The organism is Methylobacterium sp. FW306-05-D (assembly GCF_058782155.1).
In genome coordinates this window covers 43,059-65,705 of the sequence record NZ_JBYSXL010000013.1, presented here as the reverse complement: position 1 = coordinate 65,705, position 22,647 = coordinate 43,059, and the positions used below count along the sequence as shown (strand labels likewise).

Here is a 22,647-nt window from a genome sequence, read left to right as displayed (position 1 = left end):
CGTTGAAGGCGGCGGCGCGGACGGTTATGTCGGCGCGATGATTGCCCGCGACCTCCGCTTCTCCGTCGCCCCCATGATGGACTGGACCGACCGTTACTGTCGGGCCTTCCACCGCACCCTGTCGCGGCGCGCCCGCCTCTACACCGAGATGGTGACCACCGGGGCGGTCATCCACGGCCCGCGCGAGCGCCTGCTCGGCTTCGACGCGCGGGAGCATCCGGTGGCGGTGCAGCTCGGCGGCTCGAACCCGGAGGACCTCGCCGAGGCCGCGCGGATCGCCGAGGGCTTCGGCTACGACGAGGTCAATCTCAATGTCGGCTGCCCCTCCGACCGGGTGCAGGACGGGCGCTTCGGCGCCTGCCTGATGCGGGAGCCCGCCGTGGTGGCCGCCTGCGTCGCCGCCATGAAGGCGGCGGTGTCGGTGCCGGTTACGGTGAAGTGCCGCATCGGCGTCGACGAGCAGGACACCGAGCAGGCCCTCGACGCCCTGGCGGACGCCGTCGTCGCGGCCGGCGTCGACGGCCTCGTGGTCCATGCCCGCAAGGCCTGGCTCCAGGGCCTGTCGCCCAAGGAGAACCGCGACGTGCCGCCCCTCGACTACCCGCGGGTGGCGCGGCTGAAGCAGGCCCATCCGGCCCTGCCCATCGCCATCAACGGCGGCATCGCCACCATCGCCGAGGCGGCGTCCCACCTCGCGGCGGTGGACGGTGTGATGATCGGCCGGGCCGCCTACAGCGATCCGGCGATCCTCCTCGACGTCGACCCGGCCCTGTTCGACGAACCCGCTCCGGCCGCCGACCCGTTCGCGGCCCTGGACGCCTTCGAGCCCGTGCTCGCCGGCTTCCTGCAGGAGGGCGTGCGCCTGCACGCGGTCACCCGGCACATGCTCGGCCTGTTCAACGGCCGACCCGGCGCCCGCGCCTATCGCCGGCACCTCTCGACCTTCGGACTGCAGCCCGAGGCCGGCCTGGCGACCCTGCGGGAGGCGGCGGATCTGGTGGCCCAGGCCGAGCGCCGGATGAGCGCGGCGGAAGCGAGCGCGGCCTGAGGGCAGCGCAGATGATCCGATTCGGATCATCTGTTCAGGGGACGGATTAATCAGTATTCGGCAAATTACAATCTGATCGTTGCACGAATATCACATGGCAATGTCCGGGATATTGTGACCTGATTATGAACGCGCGGCCGCTTCTGTTTGTCCCCATACCTGCCGCGGCGGCTCTCCGATGATTCGTGCGGGAGCGCCAGGCTCGGGGGCAGAGATGCGACTTCATCCAGGTGTTTCCCTTTCCGGCGTATCCATCGCGGCCCTCGTCGCGGCCACCCTCGGCGCGACCGGCGCACGCGCCCAGTCGGCGCAGAACCTCACGGCGACGGGGCTGATCTCGGGCCTGAGCGTTCTCCCCAACTCGGCCGCCGGCATCGCCGATCTCAACGCCAACCTCGCCACCTCCCTGGCGATCAACAACGGTGCGACGCCGGAGCAGCAGCTCCGGGCGACCATCGACAACACGATCACCAGTTCCAACGGCGTGGTCGTCGCGGACGCCCTGGGTTCGCGCCTCGGCACCCTCTACAGGGCCGCGAGCCCCACCAGCGCGGCGAATCCGGGGCCTGCGACCTTCATCCCGACCACCGAGACCTCGTTTTCGCAAAACGTGCTGCAACTGATCCGCCAGGCGAACGCGGTGTCCGGCAGCGACTCGGCCTTCGCCAAGAACTACCTCGCCAACGGAACGGTCACGGGATCGCCGGCGACCTTCATCGGCTCCCAGAACCTACCGGCGGGCGGGGTCTTCGGAGCCTACGACCGGGTCTACAACCCTCCGGCCGGCGCCAACACGGTGGGCAATGCCCGGCCGGCCCAGGCCCGCCCCGACCAGACGGCGTCCTTCACCCAGCCGAACTTCTTCGGGGTTCCGACGAACAACGTGACGGACATCGTGCCGACCCTGCGCGGCAACGCCGCCTATCCCAGCGGCCACACCACCTTCGGGCAGACCACCGCGATCCTGTTCGCCCAGCTCGTCCCCGAGCGCTTCCAGGAGGCCGTGGCGCGCGGCTCGGAATACGGCAACAGCCGCGTGGTGCTCGGCGCCCACTACGCGATGGACGTCATCGCGGGCCGCATCCTGGCGATCCACGATCTCGTCCAGCTGCTGAACAACAATCCGCAATATCTGAACTACGCCGTGCCGGGATCGCTGACCACGACGAGCGATTTCCAGGCGCTCTTCAACGCCGCGCGCACCGATCTCACCGGCCTCTTCACCAGCCAGTGCGGCACGACGGTCGCGGCCTGCGCGGCATCGGGCACGCCGGACCGCTTCGCCGACAAGGCCCGGACCAAGGCCGACTACACCTACCGGCTGACCTACGGCTTCGCGCCGGTGGGGCCGACCGATCTCGCCCCCGTCGTCCCCGTGGGTGCCGAGATCCTGCTCGCCACCCGCTTTCCCTATCTCAGCGCCGCGCAGCGCCGCGACGTGCTCGCCACCACCGAGATCGCCTCCGGCCAGCCCCTCGACAACGGCTCGGGCTACGCACGCCTGAACCTCTACGCGGCTGCGGACGGCTACGGCGCGTTCAGCGGCCCCGTGACGGTGACGATGGACGCGGCCCAGGGCGGCTTCTCGGCCCTGGACAGCTTCGACAACGACATCGGCGGCGCCGGCTCGCTGACCAAGGCCGGCAGCGGCACCCTGGTGCTCACCGGCACCAACACCTACGCGGGCGGCACCACGATCGCGGGCGGCACCCTCGTCGGCTCGGCCCGCAGCCTCGGCTCGGGCGCCATCGTCGACAATGCCAGCCTGATCCTCGACCAGGCCGTCGACGGCACGCTGGCCAATCCCATCGCCGGCACCGGCCTCCTGACCAAGACCGGGGCGGGCAGCCTCAGCCTCACCGGCGCCAGCAGCTTCAGCGGCGCCACGGGCGTGGCCCAGGGCCGTCTCGCCGTGAACGGCAGCCTCGCCGGCTCGGTGGTGACGGTGGGCTCCGGCGCCAGCCTCGGCGGCACCGGCACGGTGGGCGGTCTGGCGGCCCAGTCCGGCGCCGTGGTGGCGCCGGGCAACTCCGTCGGCACCCTCGCGGTGGCGGGCAATGCCAGCTTCGCCCCCGGCTCCACCCTCCAGGTCGAGGCCGACGCCGCAGGCCAGGCCGACCGCCTCGCGGTGGCCGGCACCGCCACCCTCAACGGCGGCACCGTCCAGGTCCAGGCCGCCGCCGGCACCTACGCTCCGCGCACCGCCTACACCGTGCTCACCGCCGGCGGCGGCGTGCAGGGCCGGTTCGACGGGGTCAGCGCCAACTTCGCCTTCCTCACCCCCACCCTGCGCTACCAGCCCGGGGCCGTCGACCTGACGCTGACGCGCAACGACATCGCCTTCTCCAGCATCGCCCAGACCCGCAACCAGGCCGGCGTCGCCGACGCCATCCAGGCTGCCGGGCCGGGGGCCGCCCTCTACGGCCGCACCGTCGGGCTGACCACGCCCGAGGCGCGCGCCGCCTTCGGTGCGCTCACCGGCGACATCCACGCCAGCGCGGCGGGCGCCCAGTTCGAGACCGCCTTCTTCGTGCGCGAGGCCATCCTCGACCGCCTGCGCCGGGGCGCCAGCCCGGGCGCGGCCGAGTTCGACGATTACGGCACCCTGCCGGCGGCCTACACCGCCGACCTGCCGGGCCGGGCCGCTCCGGTCGCGCCGGTGCCGGTGCGGGTCCTCGACCCGCGGGTGTTCGGGCTCTGGGGCCAGGGCTTCGGCAGCTTCGGCGAGGCGCGCAGCGACGGCAACGCCGCCGGCCTCTCGCGCCAGACCTCCGGCTTCGTGCTCGGGGCGGATGTGCGCCTGGAGACGGGCTTCCGGCTGGGCGTCGCCGGCGGCTACACCACCACGAGCCTCGACGGCACCGGGCGGCTCTCCTCCGGCACCATCGAGAGCGGCTTCGGCGGCCTCTATGGCGGCTTCGAGCAGGGCCCCGTGGCCCTGCGCCTCGGCGCGGTCTACGCCGACCAGTCGAGCCGCCTGCGCCGGGCCGTGACCTTCGCCGGGTTCGCCGACAGCGACACGGCCCGCTATGGCGGCGCCACCGTGCAGGGCTTCGGCGAGCTCGGCTACCGGTTCTTCCTCGGCGCGGTGGCGTCCGCGCCGATCACCAGGGGCGATCGGCCGACGGCTCCGGTCCCGCCGGCCTATCTCGAGCCCTTCGTGGGCGGCGCCTACGTGTCGATCGGGCGCGACCGCTTCGCCGAGACGGGCGGCCTGGCGGCGCTGACGGGCGCGGCGCAGACCACCGAGGTGGCGACCTCCACGGTGGGCCTGCGCGGGCAGGCCAGCCTCGACCTGGGCGGGGCCGCGCCGGTCTCGCTGCACGGGCTGGTGGGCTACCGCCGGGCCTACGGCGACGTGGTGCCCAAGGCCCTCCTGAGCTTCGGCACGGGCCCGAGCTTCCTCGTGGCCGGCACCCCGATCGGCCGGGACGCGCTGGTGGCCGAGGCCGGGCTCGACGTGCGCGTGGCGCGCGACGCCACGCTGGGCGTGGCCTATACCGGACAGGTCGGCGAGCGCGCCCAGGACCATGCCGTCAAGGGTAACTTCACCGTCCGGTTCTGAGCCCACGCACGGGTCCGACAAGGACGGGTGTCACGACGCCGTCCCCTCCGGGGCGGCGTCTCGCGGTCCGGGACCGGGATCTCAGCGGTCGCGCAGGACGAGCCGGTCGCCGCGGACCTCGAAGGAGGCGAGGCGGTCGAGGAAGCTCATGCCCAGCAGATTCTCGCGCAGGGCGCCCGGCCGGCTCACCAGGGCCGGCACCCGCCGCTCGACGATGCCGCCGATCCGCAGGCTGTCGAGGAAGGCCGGGGCCGCCACGGTGACGCCGTTGGCGGTCGAGACCCGGACGCTGAACTCGGATTCCGCCGGTCGGATGCCGAGGGCGGCCGCGCTCTCGGCGGTGAGGACCACGGCGCTGGCCCCGGTGTCGAACTGGAAGCCCTGGGGCTGGCCGTTCACCTCGGCCCGGACGTGGAAATCGCCGCCGGCGCGCCGGGTGATCGTCACGGTGCCGTCCGCGTCCGTGACCGCGCTGCCGGGCCGCACCGCCCCGAGCATCCGGTCGCCGATGATCCGGGCCTCGTCGCGGTAGGCGTAGCCGGCGACCAGGGCGGCCCCGAGGGCACCCCAGACCACCAGGGCCATCAGGTTCGCGCTCATACGGCTGCGGAACTGGTGCCAGAACCCGGCCGCCACCACGGCCAGGAGGCCGGCGCTCATGGCGAATTGCGCGAACTGGTCCGGCTCCATCCCGACGATGCGCTGGGTGTCGTCGGACAGGAGCAGCACCGCCAGGGCGCCCCCGAGGATGATCAGGCCGACGAGGATCATGACGCCGCCGGGGTCGGGATGCGGGTCGGGTAGGCCGTCCGCAGGCGCAGGTCCAGTTCGGCCATCACCGCCCGGCGCTGGGGCTCCGACATCGAGCCCCAGAGCGCGATCTCGTCCCGGGTGCGGCCGCAGCCCTCGCACAGGCCTGTCGCGCCGTCGAGGAGACAGAGCTTGGTGCAGGGACTGGAGGGTTTGGGGCGGGGCTGGGTCATCGCCCCCGTCCATGCCAGGGCCACGGCGTCGGGATCAAGTCCGGCCGCCCGTCAGCCCGGGACGGCCGCGAGCAGGCCGACGAGGGCGGCGATCTCGGCTGCCTGCTGCGCGGCCCCGACCACGTCCCCGGTCTGCCCGCCGATCATCCGTCGCGCCAGGGCGGTGATCGCGAGGGCGGCACCGAGGCCGAGCCCGAGCATCAGGACGAGGCCCAGCACCGGGAGCCCGAATGCGAGGGTGAACAGGGCGACGGCGAGGGTCAGGGCGGCGGCGGTCGCCAGGGTCGCCCGGCTCGGCCGCCCGACGGCGGCGCCGGCCCCGTCGGGGCGGGCGGGGGGGAGCAGGGCGAGGGGCGCCAGGGCGGCGCTGCGCGAGAGCGCGGCGGCCAGCAGCAGGGCCGGGGCCGTCAGGAGCTCGACCCGGTCGATGAGCGTCGCCAGGGCGCCGATCCGCAGGGCCAGGGACAGCATCAGGGCGACGCCGCCATAGGCGCCGATGCGGCTGTCGCGCATGATCTCCAGCCGCCGGGCCGGCGTGGTCCCGCCGCCGAACCCGTCGGCGACGTCGGCGAGGCCGTCCTCGTGCAGCGCCCCCGTCACCAGGACGCCCGCCGTCACCGCGAGGCCGGCGGCGAGGAAGGGTCCGAGGCCGAAGCCCCAGGCGGCGAGCAGCACCGCGGCGCCGGGCAGGCCGAGGAGGAAGCCCGCCAGGGGCAGCATCCGGGGGAGGGTGCGGAAGTCCGGGACCGCGTGCGGGTCGCCCTCGCCGGGCAGCGGCGGCACGGGCAGCCGGGAATAGAAGCGCAGGCAGCCGGCCAGGTCGTAGGCCAGGCGGGCGCCCGGAAAGGCGGGTTCGGCCCTCTCGTTCATCGCGGACCCTGCCTCGCCTTCACCACCCGTGCCCGGATCGTTATAGCTCCCGCGACGGGCGGCCCGCCATCCTGGCGCCGGGCCGGCCACCGGAATCGCTCCATGACCGACCTTGACCAGACCGCCGCCTCGACTCCGTTCAGCGACATCCGCCGCCTCGTCGAGTCCCTCCCGGGTCCGGACCGGGACGCGGTGGCGATGGTGGCCGAGCGCGACGCCACCCTGACGAAGCCGGCCGGCTCCCTCGGGCGCCTGGAGCACCTCGTCTCCTGGCTCGCCGCCTGGCAGGGCAAGGGCCAGCCGACCCTCGACCGGCCCCTGGTCTGCGTCTTCGCCGGCAGCCACGGCGTCACCGCCCGGGGCGTCTCGGCCTTCCCCGATGCGGTGAACCGCCAGATGCTCGACAATTTCGCGGCCGGCGGCGGGGCGATCAACCAGATCTGCGCCGCCTACGGCCTCGGCTTCAAGGTGTTCGACCTGGCCATCGACATGCCCACGGGCGACATCACGGTCGGGCCGGCCTTCGACGAGAAGGCCTGCGTCGCCACCATGGCGTTCGGCATGGAGGCGGTGGCCGCCGGCACCGACTGCCTGGCCTTGGGCGAGATGGGCATCGGCAACACCACCGTGGCGGCGGCGCTCTACGCGGCGCTCTACGGGGGCGAGGCCGCCCACTGGGTCGGGCGCGGCACGGGGATCGACGCGGCGGGGCTCGCCCGCAAGGTCGCGGCCGTGGAGGCGGCGCTGGCCCACCATGCCGGCCATCTCGACGATCCCCTGGAGATCCTGGCGCGGCTCGGCGGCCGCGAGATCGCCGCCATGGCGGGGGCGATCCTGGCGGCCCGGCTCCAGCGCGTGCCGGTGGTGCTCGACGGCTACGTGGCGACGGCCGCCGCTGCCCTCCTGCATCGCCTCGAGCCGACGCTGCTCGACCATTGCCTGGCCGGGCACGTCTCGGCGGAGGGGGCCCATGCGGACGTGCTGGAGCGCCTCGGCCTCGTGCCGCTGCTGGCCCTCGGCATGCGCCTCGGCGAGGCCTCCGGCGCGGCCCTGGCGCTCGGCCTCCTCAAGGGCGCGCTCGCCTGCCACCGGGACATGGCGACCTTCGCCCAGGCCGGGGTCTCGGAACGCAGCCCCGGCTGACGGCTCAGGCGGCGCGGGCGCGCTTCTCGGCGGGCGCGGCCGGCGATTCGCCGGGGACTTCCAGCGCCGGAAGGGTCTCCATCACGCGGCTGGCGGGGAAGATCACCACGACCTCGGTGCCCTCGCGCGGCTTCGATTTCAGCTGGAAATTGCCGCCGTGGAGGTCGACGAGGCCCTTCACGATGGGCAGGCCGAGGCCCGAGCCCTGCTCGGCCGTCTTGATCGCCAGGGACCCGCGGCCGAAGGACGACATCACGGTGCCGATCTCGTCCTCGGGAATGCCGGGGCCGCTGTCCTTCACGCTGACATACTGGCCGCCCGACGAGGTCCAGCCGACCTTGATGGTGATCTCGCCGCCGGGCGGCGTGAACTTGACCGCGTTCGACAGGAGGTTGAGCACGATCTGGCGCAGGGCCCGCTCGTCGGCCCAGAGCCGGGGCAGGCTGCCGTCGATGAACTCGTGGATCGTCTGGTTCTTGCCGCGGGCGCGCAGGCCCATCATGTGGCGGCACTCCTCCACCGCGTGCCCGAGCTGGACCGCCTCCTCGTTCAGCTCGTAGCGCCCGGCCTCGATGCGCGAGAGGTCGAGGATCTCGTTGATCAGGTTGAGGAGGTGCATCCCGCTGTCGTGGATGTCGGAGGCGTATTCCTTGTACGAGGGGGCGACGTGGGCGCCGAACACCTCGTTCTTCATCACCTCCGAGAAGCCCAGGATCGCGTTGAGCGGCGTGCGCAGCTCGTGGCTCATGGTGGCGAGGAAGCGGGACTTGGCGAGGTTGGCCTCCTCGGCGCGGCGGCGGGCCTCGTCGGAATTGGCCTTGGCCTGCTCGAGTTCGCCGAAGATCGAATCCTTCTCCGCCTGGGATTGCAGTGCCTCCACGGTGGAGGCGTAGACCCGGCGCCCCAGGCCGAGGAAGAACAGCTGCGCGCCCACCACCATGGTGACCAGCATCATCGTGTTCATGTCCTGCGACACGGCGAGCAGCGACAGGGCGGCGATGCAGAGGGGCACCAGGGCGGCCCCGGCGGCGGCCGGCAGGGTCGCGGCGAGCATCGTCGCCATGGCGGCCACGATGACGAGGCCGAACAGCACGAAGGTGCGGGCGCCCGAGGCGCCGACCAGCACCATCATGGCCCAGGCGGTGCTCTGGAGGAATTCCGCGGCCATGAAGGTACGGCGCCAGCTGCGCACCGAGACCGCGGCCGGGTCCTGCGCCAGGAAGCGTCGCGTCAGCAGCTTCGCGACGGCGACGGTCGCCAGCAGGCAGAGGCCCCAGGCCGCCGCGAGGGCCGGCGGGGTCCAGATCGCCGCGATGCCGGCCACCACGAGGCCGAGCAGGGCCAGGGGGATCACCGCCCCCGAGCGGTACTGCGCGTAGACGCGGATCAGCTCGTAGTCGAAGGCGCGTTCGAGCCCGCTCGTCGAGGTGAGCTTCTCCCGGGCCGAGCGCATGTCCCGCGCCACCTCGCGACGGCGCGCGGCCTCCTGGGGAGAGGGACCACGGCCGCGCTGAATCATCTCGGCAGTCAGGTCGGTCATCACCGTCTTGAGGAGTCGGAGGAGGCGTCGCGGTCGGGCACGGGACCGTCGAGCGGCTGGGATACAACCCCTCCGAGCCTGCGCCGGATATGTTAAGAACCGCCTGCCGGAACCGGGAGGATTGTCGCGAATCCGCGCCCCGGCGGCGGCGTATGAACAGGAATTCGTGAGCGATTTCGGCGGGTATCCGGTCCCCGCGCGGGAATGGAATGCAATCGACCAGCGTGTGCTGCCGCACATGGTTACGGACCGGCAACGATTAGCCTCGTTCCAAACTGCGATCGGGAGGCCGGGATGCTGAAACTCACCGTCAACGGGGTCTCCCACGAGGTCGATGCCGACCCCGAGATGCCGCTCCTCTGGGCCCTGCGCGACCACCTCAACCAGACCGGTACGAAGTACGGCTGCGGCATCGCCCAGTGCGGCGCCTGCACGGTCCATCTCGACGGGCAGCCCGTCCGTGCCTGCCAGACCCGCATCGGCGATGTGGGCGCGGCCAAGATCACCACCATCGAGGGCGTGTCCGGCAAGGTCGCCGAGGCGGTCCACACCGCCTGGCGCGGGCTCGACGTGGTCCAGTGCGGCTATTGCCAGTCCGGCCAGATCATGTCGGCGATCGGCCTCCTGTCCGAGAACCCGAAGCCGACCGATGCCGACATCGACGGGGCCATGGACGGCAACGTCTGCCGCTGCGGCACCTACCAGCGCATCCGCGCGGCGATCCATGAGGCGGCGCGCACCCTCGCCTGACCGTCGATCCCGCCTCCCCGGACTTTTCGACCCCTCCCGACACTCGCGTCTGAACTGGAGCCACCCATGCTGAAGGTCCGTCAGGCCGCCCCGCCCGTGCCGTCCCGCCGCGCCTTCCTGGGCGGCGCCACCGTGGCCGCCGGGGCCCTCGTCATCGGCTTCACCCTCGATCCGGCGAAGCTCGCCCAGGCCGCCGCCGGCCCCGACCTCTCGGCCCTGCCGCCGATGCCGAACGCCTTCGTGCGGATCGCCGCCGACGACACCGTGACGGTGGTGATCAAGCACCTCGACATGGGCCAGGGCAACACGACGGGCCTGGCCACCATCCTGGCCGACGAGCTCGATGCGGACTGGGCGACCATCCGCACCACCTTCGCGCCGGCCGATGCCACGCTCTACAACAACTTCGCCTTCGGCCCCGTCCAGGGGACCGGCGGCTCCACCGCCATCGCCAATTCCTGGTTCCAGCTGCGCAAGGCCGGTGCGGCCGCCCGGGCCATGCTGGTGGCGGCGGCGGCGGAGCGCTGGTCGGTTCCGGCCTCCGAGATCACGGTGGAGTCCGGCACGGTGCGCCACGCGGCCTCGAGCCGGCAGGCCCGGTTCGGCGAACTCGCCGAGGCCGCCGCCGCCCAACCGGTGCCGAAGGAGCCGCGCCTCAAGGAGGCCAACCAGTTCACCCTCATCGGGAAGAAGGTCGCCCGCCTCGATTCGGTGGCCAAGACGGACGGCACGGCGATCTACTCCCTCGACATCCGCCGCCCCGGGCAGCTGACGGCGGTGGTCGCCCATTCGCCGCGCTTCGGCGGCACCGTGAAGAGCGTCGACGACGCGGCCGCCCGCGCGGTGGCGGGCGTGGTCGACGTGGTGACGATCCCCACCGGCGTCGCCGTGCTGGCCAGGGACACCTGGTCGGCCATGAAGGGCCGCGACGCGCTCAAGGTCACCTGGGACGACAGCGCGGCCGAGACCCGCTCGTCCGACGCGATCCTGGCCGATTTCCGCAAGCGCCTCGACAGCCCCGGACTCGTCGCCTCGAGGAAGGGCGATGCCGCCGGGGCGATCGCCGGTTCGGCCAAGGTGCTGGAGGCCGAGTTCACCTTCCCCTACCTCGCCCACGCGGCGATGGAGCCCCTGAACGCCACCATCGAGAAGGCCCCGGACGGCACCTACGACGTCTTCGCCGGCTGCCAGCTCCAGACCATCGAGCAGGCCGTGGTGGCCGCCAATCTCGGGGTGACCACCGACAAGGTCCGGCTGCACACGCAGTGGGCCGGCGGCTCCTTCGGCCGGCGCGCCACCCCGAGCGCCGACTACTTCGCCGAGACCGCCTCCATCGTCCGTGCCACCGGGGGCAAGGCGCCCATCCACTTGGTCTGGACCCGTGAGGACGACATGGCGGGCGGCTTCTACCGCCCGATGGTGGTCCACCGCCTGCGCGCCGGCCTCGACGCCAAGGGCGGGATCACGGGCTGGGAGCACCGGACCATCGGCAAGTCGATCATGATCGGCACCGCCTTCGAGACCATGATCGTGAAGGACGGCGTCGACGCGACCACGGTGGAGGGCGCCTCCGACACGCCCTACGCGCTGCCCGCCTACCGCTTCGAGGTTCACAATGCCCGCGAGGGCGTGCCTGTGCTGTGGTGGCGCTCGGTGGGCCACACCCACACCGCCCAGGCGATGGAGGTGTTCATCGACGAGCTCGCCCATGCGGCCGGCGCCGATCCCGTCGCCTATCGCCTCGGGCTGCTCGGCGGCGCCCCGCGCCTCTCCGCGACCCTGAAGCTCGCCGCCGAGAAGGCCGGCTGGGACCCGAAGAAGGTATCCGACAAGAACCGGGGCCTCGGCGTCGCGGCGCACGAATCCTTCGGCTCCTACGTCGCCATGGTGGCCGACGTGACGGCCGAGGACGCCAAGGTGAAGGTGAACCGCATCGTGGCGGCGGTGGATGTCGGCGTCGCGGTCAACCCGGACGTGATCCGCGCCCAGGTCGAGGGCGCCGTGGGCTTCGCCCTGTCCTCGGTCCTGCGCAACAGGATCACGCTCAAGGACGGCGTGGTGCAGGAGAAGAACTTCGATTCCTACGAGCCGACCCGCATGAGCGAGATGCCGGTGGTCGAAGTCCACATCGTGCCCTCCACCGCCGCGCCCACCGGCATCGGCGAGCCGGGCGTGCCCGTGATCGCCCCGGCGATCTCGAACGCGATCTTCGCCGCCACCGGCCAGCGCCTGCGCTCGCTGCCCCTCGACCTCAGCGGCCTCAAGGGCGCCTGAGCCGGGGCGGCGACCGGGGGCGACGACACGGCCCCTCGCCGGCCGTCGGGTCGCTGCCTATCTCGGAGGGCATCATGCGCTCCGCGATCGACACGGCCGAAACTCCCTTCGACGTCACCGTGGCGCGCCTGCGCGCCTGCCGGATCTGCCGGGACGCGCCGCTCTACGGCGCGCCCCTGCCGCAGGAGCCGCGCCCCATCGTCCAGGGCCTGGCCTCGGCCCGGCTCTGCGTGGCGAGCCAGGCACCGGGCAACCGCGCCGACAAGAGCGGCATCCCGTTCATGGACCCCTCCGGCACCCGGCTGCGGGACTGGCTCGGCCTCGACGAGGCGGCGTTCTACGACGCGAGCCGCCTCGCCATCGTGCCGATGGGCGCCTGCTTTCCCGGCTACGACGCCAAGGGGGGCGACAGGCCCCCCCGCCGGGAATGCGCCGAGCGCTGGCGAGCGGAGCTGTTCGCCGGGCTTCCCAACCTCGAACTCATCCTGGTGATCGGCCAATACGCTCAAGGATGGCATCTCGGGCGGTCGAAGGCGGGGCTGACCGACACGGTGCGGCGCTGGCGGGAGATCCTGGCGGCCCCCGGCACGCCGCGGGTACTGCCGCTGCCCCATCCCTCCTGGCGCAACAGCGGCTGGCTCAAGGCCAATCCCTGGTACGAGGCCGAGCTGCTGCCCGTCCTCAAGACGGAGGTGGCGCACGCGATGGCGCCCCGTTGACAGGAGCGGCCCCGCGCGGGATCGCTCGCCCGCGAAACCGGAGAGAGCCATGACCGCCTTGCAGGACCCGCGCGACCGCCTGATCGTCGCCCTCGACGTGGGAACCGTGGATGAAGCCGAGCGGCTGGTCGACCGGATCGGCGATGCGGCGACCTTCTACAAGATCGGCTATCGCCTCGCCTATGCGGGCGGCCTCGCCCTGGTGCCGCGCCTCGCCGCCTCCGGCCGCAAGGTCTTCCTCGACCTCAAGCTGCATGACATCGGCAACACGGTGGAGGAGGGGGTGCGCGCGCTCACCGATCTCGGCGCCACCTTCCTCACGGTCCACGCCTATCCGCAGACCATGAAGGCCGCGATCCGGGGCCGGGGCGCCAACGGCCCGAAGATCCTGGCCGTGACGGTCCTGACCTCCTACGACGATCGCGACGCGGCCGAGGCCGGCTATGCCCTGCCGGTGGCCGAACTGGTCGCCCGCAGGGCCACGCAGGCGGCCGAGGCCGGCATCGACGGCATCGTCTGCAGTGCCGCCGAGGCGCAGGCGGTGCGCGCCCGGATCGGGACGGAGCGGGCCATCGTCACCCCGGGCATCCGGCCGGCCGGTGCGGAGGCCGGCGACCAGAAGCGCGTGATGACGCCCGGCGAGGCCCGCCGGATCGGGATCGACCACGTCGTGGTCGGCCGGCCGATCACCCAGGCGGCGGACCCCCGCGCGGTGGCGCAGGGCATCGTCGCGGAGATGCGATAGGGGCCGCGCCTCTCAGGTCCTGCGGCGCAGGCTTCCGATCAGGAAGGCGATCATCGCGTCGAGGGACGGGGCGCCCGCATCGGGATAGCGGCTGACCAGGGCGGGATGGCAGTAGCGGATGATGGCGGTGTGGATGCACCGCGCCGCGACGTCCGGATCGGCCACCGCGAATTCGCCGGCCTCCGCACCCTCCCGCACGAGGCGGCCGAAGACGGCCCCGATCGCATCGACATGGGCGCGGCAGACGTCCCAGCTCTCGGTGATCGCCGCCTCGACCATCTCGTGCAGGCGGGGATTGGCCTCGCAGCGCTCGACGCAGGCCTGATGCATCACCGTGATCACGTCGGAGATGCGTTCGGCCGCGTTCCGGCCCGGTGCCACGGCGGCCAGGCCGACGCGCTTCTCGGTGTCGTCCATCAGGCGCTTGATCACCGCCTCGTGGATCGCCTTCTTCGATTCGAAGAAGCGGTACACGTTGGCCGGGCTCATCCGGAGCGACTTGGCGATGTCGGCGACGGTGGTCTTCTGGTAGCCGACGAGCCGGAACGCCTCTTCGGCCGTCGCGAGGATACGGCAGCGCGTGGTCGGGGCCGCTTCGTCGGGGATCTCGCGGACGATGGCCGCTGTACGGGTCATGGTGGTAAACTAGGCTGTTGCCACCTCGGCGTCAAAGACGCGCCCCGCCGCACTCACCGTCGTGCGCGGCAGGGCGACGGGCCACGCACGGGCGAACGCGTGCCACCGAGCGGCGTCGCGAAGCGCCCGCACGCTCCCTCGGTCAGGACCCGAACTGGGAGCCCAGCTGCTCGAGATACTCGGCGAGATCGACGCCGCCGATGCGCTTGCCGTAGTCGAAGCGCATGCCCTGGCGGATATCGACGCTGCTGCTCTTGGTCGTCAGCGTGAACGGCTTCACGCAGACCCAGGCGCCATCGCGCCGATGTTCGAAGAAATTCAAGATCTCATGCTTGGCCATGAGGGCCTCCCCGGCTGTCTCTCCAGACAACGGGCCGAGCCGGGAACGGTTGCGCGCCCGGTTCACGAAGTTCAAGCGTGGCCGTTAGACTTGGCGAGTGCCCTCTCGGGCGCCCTCATGGTGCGGCGCAACTGTCCTGCACTTCGGCGGATCGGACGGGCGCCGCGACCATAGCCGCCGGAGGGTCGTCCGCCCTCCGGCGCCGCCGGTTCGATGGGCCCCGATCAGGCGGCGCTCTTCAGCGCACCCGTGTTCTCGTGGAAGTCCGGGCCGTTGATCGTGGCCGTCACGTAGCCGTCGCGGATCAGGTAATCGCCGAACCGCTCGCCGGGCTGCTTGTTCCGGGCATAGGCCGCGAAGAGCGGATCGAGGATCGTCTTGATCTCCGAGGCGGTGACGTCCTCGGCGTAGAGCTTGCCGAGGCGCGAACCGTCGAAGGCTGCCCCGAGATAGAGGTGGTAGCGCTCGGGGCCACGGCCGACGAAGCCGATCTCGGCGATGAAGGGCCGGGCGCAGCCGTTGGGGCAGCCGGTCATCCGGATGGTGATCTCGTCGTCCTGGAGGCCGTGGGAGGCGAGGCTCGCCTCCAGCTCGTCCATCAGGCTCGGCAGGTAGCGCTCGCTCTCGGCGAGCGCCAGGCCGCAGGTCGGCAGGGCGACGCAGGCCATGGAGTTGCGGCGCAGGGCGCTGGCGCCCTTCATCATGCCGTACTGGTCCACCAGCGCCTCGATCTGCGCCCGCTGCTCGGACGGCACGTTGGCGATGATGACGTTCTGGTTCCCGGTCAGGCGGAAGTCGCCCTGGTGAACGTCCGCGATCCGGCGCAGGCCCGTGAGCAGCTGCGGGCCGCCGTCCGGATAGTCCTTGATCCGGCCGGAGGCGACGTAGAGCGTGAGGTGGTGGCGGCCGTCGTCCCCCTCGGTCCAGCCGTAGCGGTCGCCGTTGCCCGTGAAGGTGAAGGGCTTGGGGTCGGCCAGCGGCTTGCCGACGCGCTTCTCGACCTCGGCCCGGAAGGCGGCCAGACCGTAGCGCTCGATGGTGTATTTCAGGCGGGCGTTCTTGCGGACCTTGCGGTTGCCCCAGTCGCGCTGGACCGTCATCACGGCCTCGGCCGCCTTCAGGGCGTCCTCGGGCTTCACGAAGCACATCACGTCCGCGGTGCGCGGGAAGGTGTCGGTCTCGCCGTGGGTCATGCCCATGCCGCCGCCGACCGTGACGTTCCAGCCCGTGACCTTCCCTCGTCTGTCCAGGATCGCGATGAAGCCGAGGTCGTGGGCGAAGATGTCGACCTCGTTCGACGGCGGCACCGCCACCACCGTCTTGAACTTCCGGGGCAGGTAGGTCTTGCCGTAGATCGGCTCGATCTCGGCCGCGTCCTCACCGCCCACCACGCGCTCGCCGTCGAGCCAGATCTCGCGCCAGGCGCTGGTCTTGGGCAGGAGCGAATCCGAGATGTCCTTGGCGAGCTGGTAGGCGGCCTTGTGGGCGCCGGTCTGGGCCGGGTTCGTGGCCGCCATCACGTTGCGGTTGACGTCGCCGCAGGCCGCGATGGTGTCGAGCAGCGTGGCGTCGATGGCCGCCATCGTGCGCTTGAGGTTCGACTTGATCACGCCGTGGTACTGGAAGGTCTGGCGCGTGGTCGCCCGGAGCGCCCCGCCCGCATAGGTCGTGGCGATCTCGTCCAGCGCCAGCCACTGCTTCGGGGTGACGACGCCGCCGGCGATGCGCAGGCGGATCATGAAGCTGTAGGCCTTCTCGAGCTTCTTCTTGGTGCGCTCGGCCCGGATGTCGCGGTCGTCCTGCAGGTACATCCCGTGGAACTTCACGAGCTGCCCGTCATCCTCGGAGATGGCGCCGGTGGCGTGCTTCAGGAGGCCGTCCGCGAGGGTGCCGCGCAGGTAGCCGCTGGCGATCTTGATGTGTTCGTTGGCGGCGAGACCCGCCGCGCGGGCCGCTTCCGCGTCCGAGATCGGGCGGTCGGTGGGCGGGGTCTCGTAGGTGCGGGTGGTGGTCTTGTCGGCCATGGCGGGCATCCGGTCTTCTAATGTCGCGTTCTTTGCGGTCGGTGCGCGTCCCTCCCCCGCAGAGGGGGGAGGGTTCAGGCTCGCGTCAGTACACGTCCTGCTGGTAGCGATGCGCCCGCTCCAGGGCGGCCACCGCCGCCTCGGCCTCGGCCGGGCTCAGGGCCTTCACGTCCTGGAAGGCCTTCACCACGGCGCCCCGCACGTCCTTGGCCATCCGGGTGGCGTCGCCGCAGACGTAGAAGCTCGCGCCGCCGTCGAGCCAGGCGACGACCTCCTTGGCGTGCTGGGCGATCCGGTCCTGCACGTAGATCTTCTCGGGCTGGTCGCGCGAGAAGGCCACGTCGATCTGCGTCAGCGACCCGTCCTCCAGGGCCTCCTGCCATTCGAGCTGGTACAGGAAGTCGTGGGTGAAGTGCCGGTCGCCGAAGAACAGCCAGGAACGGCCCGGGGCCTCGACCGCGCGGCGCTCCTGCACGAAGGCGCGGAACGGGGCGACGCCGGTGCCGGGGCCGACCATGATGATGTCGGTGGCCGGGTCCTGCGGCAGGCGGAAGTGCCGGTTCGGCTTCAGCTTCACCCGCAGCTTGGCGCCGTTCCGGATGCGGTCGGCCACATGGGTCGAGGCGACGCCGCTGCGCGCCCGGCCGTGGGTCTCGTAGCGCACGGCCGCGATCACGAGATGGACCTCGTCGCCCACCTCCTTGCGCGAGGAGGCGATGGAATAGGCCCGCGGCGGCAGCGGCCGGGTGATGGTGTTGAGGTGCTCGGCCGTCAGCGTCGCCGGATAGGCGGTGATGAGGTCGATGAGGTGGCGCCCCTCGATCCAGGCGCGCAGCTCGCCGCCCTCGATGAGCTTCTGCGCCTCGGCATGGCCCGTCGCCTTGACGAAGCGCTCCACCGTGGTGGCCGAGAGGGTGGTGATGTCGCGCTCGGCCAGCAGGGCCTGCCGCAGGGCCGCGTCGCCGGATAGGCCGGTGGCGCCGAGGATCTCGTCGACGAGGGCCGGGTCGTTCTCCGGATAGATCTCCAGGGAATCGCCGGGCTCGTAGGCGGGGGCGCCGTCCTCGAATTCGAGGGCGAGGTGGATCGTCTCCTTGTCGGAGCGCGACGAGTTCAGGTTGACGTGGTCGATGACCTCCACGACCCGGGGCTCGCGGCTCGGCTCGACGTCCTCCTCCTCGTCGCCGGCGGCGCGGGCGGCGAAGTCCACCGCCACGACGTTGTCGGCGCTCGGGGGGGGAGCTAGCGCCTTGAGGGTGTCCTTGATCCAGGCGGCGGCCGGCGTCTCGAAATCGAGGTCGAGGTCGGCGCGCTCATGGGCCCGGGTGCCGCCCAGGGCCTCGAAGCGGGCGTCCAGCGCCTTTCCGATGGCGCAGAACTCCGCGTAGGAGGTGTCGCCCAGCGACAGCACGCCGAAGGACACGCCGTCGAGGCGCGGGGCGCCGTCGCCCATCAGCTCGTTGTAGGCGCGCACGGCCCGGGCCGGCGGCTCGCCCTCGCCCCAGGTGGCTGCGATGGCGACCACGCGCTTCTCGCCTGCGAGGCTGGCGATCTCCAGGTCGGCGAAATCGACGACCTTCGGCTTGAAGCCGTTCTTGCGGGCGAGCTTGGCCATGTCGCCGGCGAGCTTCTCGGAATTGCCCGACTCGCTCGCGAACAGGATGGTCAGGGGCTCGGCGGCCTTGGGCGGAGCGGCCGGCGCCGCGGCGGCCTGCGGGGCGCCGCTCGCGTCGAGGCCGGCGAGGAAGCCCGCGAGCCAGGCGCGCTGGATCGGGGAGGCGGCGCCGAGGACGGCGTCGAGGCTCGCGCGTTCGGTGTCGCCGAAGGGAGCCGTGCGGGGAATGATCGCGTGTCGTGCCATGTGGAAAGCCATGTCGTCCTGAGAAGCCGGCTGTCAACGGGGTTGTCCGTTTTACAGAACGACGTCACGGTAGAAGGAGCTGCCTGCGTGTGCAGTGCAAAAGAGAATTTTATTCCCCGGCCACCACCGACAAGGTCGGGGTGAAGCGTCCGTTGGCGGGCGGGGCCGGAAGGGGCAGGGCCGTGGTGGACTTGACCTTCTCCATCGCGAACCGGGAGGTCACGTTCTTGAGGGGCAGAGTCGCGATGAGGTGCTTATAGAACGTATCGTAGGCGCGCATATCGGCGACGACGACGCGGAGCATGTAATCCACGTCGCCGGCCATGCGATAGAATTCGAGCACCTCCGGCATCGCCGAGACCGTCTCGGCGAAGCGTTCCAGCCACTCGCGCGAGTGATCCGCCGTCTCGATGGAGACGAAGACGGTGAGGCCGAGGCCGAGCTTCACCGGATCGAGCACGGCGACGCGGCGGTCGATGACGCCGTCCGCCTCGAGGCGCTGGATGCGCTTCCAGCACGGCGTCTGCGACAGGCCGACCTTCTCGCCGATGGTGGCGATGGATAGGGTGGCGTCGTGCTGCAGCAGCGACAGGATCTTCAGATCGATCGAATCCAAGCTGGCCTCGCGGGTTCGTGAGCCGGGTGGACGTGCGGGTCAGCACATCGTGACCGCCCGATGAGAAGGAATTTTCTTCACCGGGCAACGGAATGGGGCGCCGCCCGTTGCGAGACGGGTGGGATCGGACTGGGGGTTGCCCGGTATCGATGGCCGCCATGCCTTGACAGCGTTCGTTATAGCGAACATTTCAGGTGCCAGACAAGTCACATCGCCACGCTCGTCACCAAGTCACTCACCCCGTCCACCAAGTGACACGCCCCGTCACGTCCACCACGTCATATCGCGAAGTCGCTCATGAGCTCTCAACTGGAAAACGCGGCGCGGGACCTCGCGTCCGCGATGGCGAGCCTCGACCTGAAGGGCCGGATCGCGCTGATCGAGACGACGGTGCCGGGCCGCCTCGTGTTCACCACCAGCCTCGGCATCGAGGATCAGGCGCTCACGCACGCGCTCGCGATGCACAAGGGTCGGACGGAGATCGTCACCCTCGACACGGGTCGCCTCTATCCGGAGACCTACGACACCTGGACCGAGACCGAATCGGCCTACGGCATCCGGATCCGCGCCTATGCGCCCGAGCGCGAGGCCGAGGAGCGGTTCGTGGCCGAATCCGGCATCAACGGGTTCCGCCACTCGGTGGCCGCCCGCCAGGCCTGCTGCGGCTTCCGCAAGGTCGAGCCCCTCGGCCGTGCGCTGGAGGGCGCCGCCGGATGGCTGACGGGCCTGCGGGCCGGGCAGTCGGCCAATCGTGCCGACACGCCGCTGGCGGAGGCCGACGAGGCGCGCGGCCTGATCAAGATCAACCCGCTGGCCGACTGGTCCCGCGCCGATGTCGAGCGCTTCGTCTCCGACAATTACGTGCCCTACAACGTGTTGCACGACCGCGGCTTCCCCTCGATCGGCTGCGCGCCCTGCACCCGGGCGATCCGGGTCGGGGAGGACGAGCGCGCCGGCCGCTGGTGGTGGGAGCAGGCCTCCAAGAAGGAATGCGGCCTGCACGTCCACGCGCCTGACGAGACCGTCGCGCCCGGCCAGGAAGCGGCCGCCTTCGAAACCACCCCGACCTCGAACGCCCTGGAGATGGCCCGATGAGCGCCGCCCCCCTCACCACGCAAGCGGCGAGCCGGTCCGCCCGGCTCACCCACCTTCAGCGCCTGGAGGCCGAGAGCATCCACATCATGCGGGAGACGGTCGCCGAGACCGAGAACCCGGTGATGCTCTATTCCATCGGCAAGGATTCCTCGGTGCTGCTGCACCTGGCGCTGAAGGCCTTCGCGCCCGGGCGCCTGCCGTTCCCGCTGATGCACATCGACACCACCTGGAAGTTCAGGGAGATGATCGCCTTCCGCGACCAGCGCGCGAAGGAACTCGGCCTCGACCTCATCGTGCACACCAACCAGGACGGTCTCGCCCGCGGCATCGGCCCGGTCAGCCACGGCTCCGAGGTCCACACCGACGTCATGAAGACCCAGGCGCTGCGCCAGGCCCTCGACAAGCACAAGTTCGACGCGGCCTTCGGCGGCGCCCGGCGCGACGAGGAGGCGAGCCGAGCCAAGGAGCGCATCGTCTCGCTGCGCACGGCCCAGCATCGCTGGGACCCGAAGCGCCAGCGCGCCGAGCCCTGGCACCTCTACAACATGAGGAAGAAGCGCGGTGAGTCCCTGCGCGTGTTCCCGCTCTCGAACTGGACCGAGCTCGACGTCTGGCTCTACATCGAGCAGGAGCAGATCCCGATCGTGCCGCTCTACTTCGCCAAGCCGCGTCCGGTGGTGGAGCGCGAGGGCCAGCTCATCATGGTCGACGACGACCGCCTGCCCCTGAACCCGGGCGAGACCCCCCGGGACGTGTCGGTCCGCTTCCGGACGCTGGGCGACTATCCGCTGACCGGCGCCGTCGAGAGCGATGCCGCGACCCTTCCCGAGATCATCGGCGAGACCCTGGCCGCCCGCACCTCGGAGCGGCAGGGGCGGGTCATCGACAAGGACGGCGCGGGCGCCATGGAGCGCAAGAAGCAGGAGGGCTATTTCTAAGATGACGATCCATCAGTCACCCGACGCCTTCGGCTACGATGCCTTCCTGTCGGCCCACCAGAACAAGGAAGTGCTCCGCTTCATCACCTGCGGCTCCGTCGACGACGGCAAGTCGACGCTGATCGGCCGCCTGCTGCACGACACCAAGCAGATCTTCGACGACCAGGTGACGGCGCTGCAGCGCGATTCGCGCAAGCACGGCACGCAGGGCGCCGAGATCGACCTGGCGCTCCTCGTGGACGGCCTTCAGGCCGAGCGCGAGCAGGGCATCACCATCGACGTCGCCTATCGCTTCTTCTCCACGGACAAGCGCTCCTTCATCGTCGCCGACACCCCCGGCCACGAGCAGTACACCCGCAACATGGCCACCGGCGCCTCCACGGCGGACGTGGCGGTGATCCTGGTGGATGCCCGGCAGGGCCTGACCCGGCAGACCCGGCGCCACGCGCTCCTCGTCTCGCTGCTCGGCATCAAGCGCGTGGCCCTCGCGGTGAACAAGATGGATCTCGTCGGCTGGTCGCAGACCCGCTTCGAGGAACTCCTGGCCGCGTTCGAGGACTTCGCCGCGCCCCTCGGCTTCACCGAGATCCGGGCGATTCCGCTCTCCGCCAAGAACGGCGACAACGTCGTGCTGCCGGGCACCGCCGCCCCCTGGTACACCGGCACGCCGCTGCTTCAGTATCTCGAGGCGGTCCCGGTCCGCGTCGAGGAGCAGGCCGCCCCGTTCCGCATGGCGGTGCAGTGGGTCAACCGGCCGAACTCGGATTTCCGGGGCTTCTCCGGCCTCATCGCCAGCGGCCGCGTCGCGCCCGGTGACGCCGTGATCGTCGAGCCCTCGGGCCGGACCTCGACCATCGCCCGGATCTTCACCGCCGACGGCGACCTCGCCCATGCGGTGGAGGGCCAGTCGGTGACCCTGGTGCTGGCCGACGAGATCGACGCCTCGCGGGGCTCGGTGATCGTCACGGCGGACGCCCCGATGCGGGTGACCGACAGCCTCGACGCCCGCCTGTTCTGGGCGGCCGAGACCGAATTGCTGCCGGGCGCCACGCTGCTCGCCAAGATCGGGACCGTGACGGTGAACGCGGTCGTGTCCACGATCCGGACCCGGATCGATCCCGAGACCGGCAACCCCGAGCCGGCCGCGCGCCTCACCGCCAACGACATCGCCGACGTCACCCTGACCCTCGACCGGGCCGTGGCGGTGGATGCCTATACGGCCAACCGCGACACCGGCGGCTTCATCCTGATCGACCGCGAGACCACCGACACGGCGGCCCTCGGCCTGATCCAGGCCGATTCCGCGGCGACCACCGTCAAGGACGAGCCCGCGGAGGTGCGCGAAAAGCGCTCCGGCGGCGGCTTCCTGTCGAAGCTGCGCTGGGTCTTCGGCGGAATCTGACGGGGCCGCCCCGCACGGGCCTCGGCATTCCGAGGCTGTCCTGACGCGACGCCGTCCCGCCGCCGCGGCTCCCACCGGAGTCGCGGCGGTTCGCGTTC

General features: G+C 71.4%; 19 protein-coding genes. 10 read left to right on the top strand and 9 right to left on the bottom strand.

The genetic code is table 11. From position 1 onward, the window contains the following. The first annotated feature begins 37 nt into the window (after window positions 1–37). Together dusA and AC3WLN_RS07380 are read left to right on the top strand one after the other, a co-directional pair. Window positions 38–1,048: a tRNA dihydrouridine(20/20a) synthase DusA gene (gene dusA, locus AC3WLN_RS07385; protein WP_492480391.1), complete on the top strand. Its 1,011-nt coding sequence runs from the start codon at window positions 38–40 to the stop codon at window positions 1,046–1,048. 214 nt (window positions 1,049–1,262) lie between these two features. Beyond that, the gene (locus tag AC3WLN_RS07380; protein WP_492480390.1) at window positions 1,263–4,613 is read left to right on the top strand and encodes an autotransporter outer membrane beta-barrel domain-containing protein; all 3,351 of its coding nucleotides are present in this window, start codon (window positions 1,263–1,265) and stop codon (window positions 4,611–4,613) included. 81 nt (window positions 4,614–4,694) lie between these two features. Here the strand turns inward: AC3WLN_RS07380 and AC3WLN_RS07375 are convergent, their stop codons facing one another. Genes AC3WLN_RS07375 through cobS form a run of 3 tightly spaced genes read right to left on the bottom strand, consistent with a single transcriptional unit; the run spans window position 4,695 to window position 6,466 of the window. Next, a complete protein-coding gene (locus AC3WLN_RS07375; RefSeq protein WP_492480389.1) occupies window positions 4,695–5,384 on the bottom strand; it encodes a retropepsin-like aspartic protease family protein in 690 nt (229 codons plus the stop codon). After that, complete coding sequence (locus AC3WLN_RS07370; RefSeq protein ID WP_492480388.1) at window positions 5,381–5,596, bottom strand: DUF1289 domain-containing protein; 216 nt, start codon at window positions 5,594–5,596, stop codon at window positions 5,381–5,383. The genes AC3WLN_RS07375 and AC3WLN_RS07370 overlap by 4 nt, the downstream gene beginning before the upstream one ends. A 51-nt stretch (window positions 5,597–5,647) precedes the next feature. Continuing rightward, entirely contained in the window at window positions 5,648–6,466 is an 819-nt protein-coding gene (cobS, locus tag AC3WLN_RS07365) for an adenosylcobinamide-GDP ribazoletransferase (RefSeq protein WP_492480387.1), read from the bottom strand. 102 nt (window positions 6,467–6,568) lie between these two features. On the opposite strand from cobS, the gene cobT reads away from it, so the two are divergent. Continuing rightward, window positions 6,569–7,609 carry a nicotinate-nucleotide--dimethylbenzimidazole phosphoribosyltransferase gene (gene cobT / locus AC3WLN_RS07360; protein WP_492480386.1) on the top strand — a complete coding sequence of 347 codons (1,041 nt, stop codon included), beginning with the start codon at window positions 6,569–6,571 and terminating at the stop codon, window positions 7,607–7,609. Between the two features lie 4 nt (window positions 7,610–7,613). Here the strand turns inward: cobT and AC3WLN_RS07355 are convergent, their stop codons facing one another. After that, window positions 7,614–9,149 (bottom strand): sensor histidine kinase, encoded by a 1,536-nt coding sequence (locus AC3WLN_RS07355; RefSeq protein ID WP_463774444.1) that lies wholly within the window; start codon window positions 9,147–9,149, stop codon window positions 7,614–7,616. 294 nt (window positions 9,150–9,443) lie between these two features. Between AC3WLN_RS07355 and AC3WLN_RS07350 the strand changes: the two genes are divergently transcribed. The 4 genes from AC3WLN_RS07350 to pyrF all read left to right on the top strand — a co-directional run bounded on the left by AC3WLN_RS07350 (window position 9,444) and on the right by pyrF (window position 13,637). Further along, window positions 9,444–9,899 (top strand): (2Fe-2S)-binding protein, encoded by a 456-nt coding sequence (locus AC3WLN_RS07350; protein WP_492480385.1) that lies wholly within the window; start codon window positions 9,444–9,446, stop codon window positions 9,897–9,899. A gap of 66 nt (window positions 9,900–9,965) precedes the next feature. Continuing rightward, the gene (locus AC3WLN_RS07345) at window positions 9,966–12,173 is read left to right on the top strand and encodes a xanthine dehydrogenase family protein molybdopterin-binding subunit (RefSeq protein WP_492480384.1); all 2,208 of its coding nucleotides are present in this window, start codon (window positions 9,966–9,968) and stop codon (window positions 12,171–12,173) included. Window positions 12,174–12,247: 74 nt separating this feature from the next. Beyond that, complete coding sequence (locus AC3WLN_RS07340; protein WP_492480383.1) at window positions 12,248–12,892, top strand: uracil-DNA glycosylase family protein; 645 nt, start codon at window positions 12,248–12,250, stop codon at window positions 12,890–12,892. Window positions 12,893–12,941: 49 nt separating this feature from the next. Further along, window positions 12,942–13,637 carry an orotidine-5'-phosphate decarboxylase gene (pyrF, locus tag AC3WLN_RS07335; RefSeq protein WP_463774458.1) on the top strand — a complete coding sequence of 232 codons (696 nt, stop codon included), beginning with the start codon at window positions 12,942–12,944 and terminating at the stop codon, window positions 13,635–13,637. A 12-nt stretch (window positions 13,638–13,649) separates the two neighbouring features. On the opposite strand, the gene AC3WLN_RS07330 is transcribed toward pyrF, so the two are convergent. From AC3WLN_RS07330 to AC3WLN_RS07310, 5 genes are all read right to left on the bottom strand, one after another. Further along, window positions 13,650–14,273, bottom strand: a complete 624-nt coding sequence (locus AC3WLN_RS07330) for a TetR/AcrR family transcriptional regulator (protein ID WP_492480382.1) — start codon at window positions 14,271–14,273, stop codon at window positions 13,650–13,652. 142 nt (window positions 14,274–14,415) lie between these two features. Next, the gene (locus AC3WLN_RS07325) at window positions 14,416–14,613 is read right to left on the bottom strand and encodes a hypothetical protein (RefSeq protein WP_055956893.1); all 198 of its coding nucleotides are present in this window, start codon (window positions 14,611–14,613) and stop codon (window positions 14,416–14,418) included. Window positions 14,614–14,837: 224 nt separating this feature from the next. Further along, complete coding sequence (locus AC3WLN_RS07320) at window positions 14,838–16,646, bottom strand: NADPH-dependent assimilatory sulfite reductase hemoprotein subunit (protein WP_492480381.1); 1,809 nt, start codon at window positions 16,644–16,646, stop codon at window positions 14,838–14,840. Between the two features lie 76 nt (window positions 16,647–16,722). Continuing rightward, window positions 16,723–18,498, bottom strand: a complete 1,776-nt coding sequence (locus AC3WLN_RS07315) for a diflavin oxidoreductase (RefSeq protein ID WP_492480380.1) — start codon at window positions 18,496–18,498, stop codon at window positions 16,723–16,725. 109 nt (window positions 18,499–18,607) lie between these two features. After that, on the bottom strand, window positions 18,608–19,114 hold the full coding sequence (locus AC3WLN_RS07310; RefSeq protein ID WP_492480379.1) for an Lrp/AsnC family transcriptional regulator: 507 nt from the start codon (window positions 19,112–19,114) through the stop codon (window positions 18,608–18,610). Window positions 19,115–19,411: 297 nt separating this feature from the next. Between AC3WLN_RS07310 and AC3WLN_RS07305 the strand changes: the two genes are divergently transcribed. The 3 genes from AC3WLN_RS07305 to cysN are packed head-to-tail and all read left to right on the top strand — an operon-like array spanning window position 19,412 to window position 22,549. Next, on the top strand, window positions 19,412–20,209 hold the full coding sequence (locus tag AC3WLN_RS07305; protein ID WP_492480378.1) for a phosphoadenylyl-sulfate reductase: 798 nt from the start codon (window positions 19,412–19,414) through the stop codon (window positions 20,207–20,209). Beyond that, entirely contained in the window at window positions 20,206–21,147 is a 942-nt protein-coding gene (cysD, locus tag AC3WLN_RS07300) for a sulfate adenylyltransferase subunit CysD (RefSeq protein ID WP_492480377.1), read from the top strand. Before AC3WLN_RS07305 ends, cysD begins: the two co-directional genes overlap by 4 nt. 1 nt (window position 21,148) lies before the next feature. Further along, the gene (cysN, locus tag AC3WLN_RS07295) at window positions 21,149–22,549 is read left to right on the top strand and encodes a sulfate adenylyltransferase subunit CysN (RefSeq protein ID WP_492480376.1); all 1,401 of its coding nucleotides are present in this window, start codon (window positions 21,149–21,151) and stop codon (window positions 22,547–22,549) included. Window positions 22,550–22,647: the final 98 nt, after the last annotated feature.

Excerpts from the sequence above, each read along its gene's own strand:
- dusA (WP_492480391.1), top strand. The coding sequence starts at position 38 with ATGATTGCCCGCGACCTCCGCTTCTCCGTCGCCCCCATGATGGACTGG.
- AC3WLN_RS07380 (WP_492480390.1), top strand. The coding sequence starts at position 1,263 with ATGCGACTTCATCCAGGTGTTTCCCTTTCCGGCGTATCCATCGCGGCC.
- AC3WLN_RS07375 (WP_492480389.1), bottom strand. The coding sequence starts at position 5,384 with ATGATCCTCGTCGGCCTGATCATCCTCGGGGGCGCCCTGGCGGTGCTG.
- AC3WLN_RS07370 (WP_492480388.1), bottom strand. The coding sequence starts at position 5,596 with ATGACCCAGCCCCGCCCCAAACCCTCCAGTCCCTGCACCAAGCTCTGT.
- cobS (WP_492480387.1), bottom strand. The coding sequence starts at position 6,466 with ATGAACGAGAGGGCCGAACCCGCCTTTCCGGGCGCCCGCCTGGCCTAC.
- cobT (WP_492480386.1), top strand. The coding sequence starts at position 6,569 with ATGACCGACCTTGACCAGACCGCCGCCTCGACTCCGTTCAGCGACATC.
- AC3WLN_RS07355 (WP_463774444.1), bottom strand. The coding sequence starts at position 9,149 with ATGACCGACCTGACTGCCGAGATGATTCAGCGCGGCCGTGGTCCCTCT.
- AC3WLN_RS07350 (WP_492480385.1), top strand. The coding sequence starts at position 9,444 with ATGCTGAAACTCACCGTCAACGGGGTCTCCCACGAGGTCGATGCCGAC.
- AC3WLN_RS07345 (WP_492480384.1), top strand. The coding sequence starts at position 9,966 with ATGCTGAAGGTCCGTCAGGCCGCCCCGCCCGTGCCGTCCCGCCGCGCC.
- AC3WLN_RS07340 (WP_492480383.1), top strand. The coding sequence starts at position 12,248 with ATGCGCTCCGCGATCGACACGGCCGAAACTCCCTTCGACGTCACCGTG.
- pyrF (WP_463774458.1), top strand. The coding sequence starts at position 12,942 with ATGACCGCCTTGCAGGACCCGCGCGACCGCCTGATCGTCGCCCTCGAC.
- AC3WLN_RS07330 (WP_492480382.1), bottom strand. The coding sequence starts at position 14,273 with ATGACCCGTACAGCGGCCATCGTCCGCGAGATCCCCGACGAAGCGGCC.
- AC3WLN_RS07325 (WP_055956893.1), bottom strand. The coding sequence starts at position 14,613 with ATGGCCAAGCATGAGATCTTGAATTTCTTCGAACATCGGCGCGATGGC.
- AC3WLN_RS07320 (WP_492480381.1), bottom strand. The coding sequence starts at position 16,646 with ATGCCCGCCATGGCCGACAAGACCACCACCCGCACCTACGAGACCCCG.
- AC3WLN_RS07315 (WP_492480380.1), bottom strand. The coding sequence starts at position 18,498 with ATGGCACGACACGCGATCATTCCCCGCACGGCTCCCTTCGGCGACACC.
- AC3WLN_RS07305 (WP_492480378.1), top strand. The coding sequence starts at position 19,412 with ATGAGCTCTCAACTGGAAAACGCGGCGCGGGACCTCGCGTCCGCGATG.
- cysD (WP_492480377.1), top strand. The coding sequence starts at position 20,206 with ATGAGCGCCGCCCCCCTCACCACGCAAGCGGCGAGCCGGTCCGCCCGG.
- cysN (WP_492480376.1), top strand. The coding sequence starts at position 21,149 with ATGACGATCCATCAGTCACCCGACGCCTTCGGCTACGATGCCTTCCTG.